This window comes from Caldisericia bacterium, assembly GCA_021158845.1.
Classification (GTDB): Bacteria; Caldisericota; Caldisericia; order B22-G15; family B22-G15; genus B22-G15.
On sequence record JAGGSY010000142.1, the window covers coordinates 1 to 1,570 of the forward strand.

General features: G+C 33.4%; 2 protein-coding genes and 1 pseudogene. All 3 read right to left on the minus strand.

The features are described from left to right. Positions 1 to 761 (minus strand): methionyl-tRNA formyltransferase (gene fmt, locus J7J33_05120; protein MCD6168664.1); only part of this gene is annotated, 761 nt, incomplete at its 3' end. After that, positions 758 to 1,261 (minus strand): annotated as a pseudogene (gene def, locus J7J33_05125) (peptide deformylase). The gene fmt and the pseudogene def, both read right to left, overlap by 4 nt. Positions 1,262 to 1,263: 2 nt before the next feature. Beyond that, a partial coding sequence (locus J7J33_05130; GenBank protein ID MCD6168665.1) for a hypothetical protein occupies positions 1,264 to 1,570 on the minus strand: 307 nt, incomplete at its 5' end.

A 1,570-nucleotide genomic window follows, 5' to 3' on the forward strand; every position in this document is an offset into this window, starting at 1 on the left:
GGATTTTTAGATTCATCTTCTTCAATATCTGCCTTTAAAATCTTTAATCTCTTACCTCTAAATATAGAATATGCACCAGGTTCTTTTGAAAGGGCAAGAATCTTTCGTTTTATCTTTTCACCATCTTCATGCCAATCTATTCTTTCAAAATCTCTTTTAAATTTTGGAGCATAACTTATCTCTCCCCTTTGTGGTTTCCATTCGTCTTTCCCTTTTTCAATGATTTCTAAAGCTTCGATCAGAGTTTTTCTTCCAATAGAGATTAATTTTTCCCTTAGTTCTGTGTATGTTTCCTCCCCTGAAAGGGGAATTCTTCTTATCATCAAAACATCTCCCTCATCCACTCCCTCTGTTATTTTCATTATACTTACACCACTTTCCCTCTCCTTGTTGAGAATCTGCCACCTTATAGGGTTTGGTCCTCTATACCTTGGAAGTATTGATGGGTGAACATTTATTATCCCTTTTTTAAATAGATTTATCACCTCACCGGGTATAATCTTTCCAAATGATACCACAATACCAAGATCCCAGAGAGAATCTTCAAGATAATCATACATATCACTGGATTTCTTGATTTCCACAAAAGGAATCCCCTCTTTATTTGCAAGTTCCTTTACTGGGTTTGGAAGTATCTTTTTTCCTCTACCTCTTGGTTTATCCTGTGTTGTTATTACAAGGGAGACTTCTTTGTTTTCTTTCAATAACTCCTCTAAAAATGGAAGAGAAAAATCATCTGAACCAAAAAAAACTATTTTCATGCCACCTTTTTCAACAACTCCTCAGGCACTTCGTATCCTTCCTCTATTCTCAATCTTCTTACATCTTTTACTCTATCAATAAAGAGGATACCGTCAAGATGGTCAATTTCGTGTTGAATTATCACAGAAGATAATCCCTCTTTTGTGAGTTTAATCTTTTTCCCAGTCTTACTTAATCCCTCAACCACAATCCTTTCTGCCCTCTCAACATCTCCATAAACTCCTGGAATTGATAAACATCCCTCTTCAAACGTGATCCTCCCCTCTCTCTTTAAAATCTTTGGATTTATTATGGATTTTGTTTTTCCATCCTCTTTGTATATTAAAACCCTTAAAAGTTCACCTATCTGAGGAGCGGAAAGTCCAACACCTGGTATCTCAGATTTGTCAAGGACCTCTTCCATCTCCTTTATAAGCTTTAATATATATTTATCCACCTTCTTTACAGGTTTTGATTTCTTTCTTAAGAGAGGATTTCCAATTAAAACAATTTTTCTCATGTTTAAAACTCCTTTATCTCAATTAAAACTCCTTTTCTTATTTTATCAAAAAAACTTCTAAATTTAGAAATATTTTTCGTTTTTATGATGATTTCGTCTTTATTGTAATAGATAAGGTCATCACCATCGGATATCCTTTCAACTTCCTTAAAAATTTCATCATTGGCATTTCTTATTTTTATATATTTTACATAGGGTGGATACATTGCCTCCTTCCTTATCCAGAATTCCCTCTTTATGAATTTATCTGGTTTTTCCTCTTTTATGGATTTAAATAAAATGTTTTCTTTAGTTCTTGTCTGAATAACA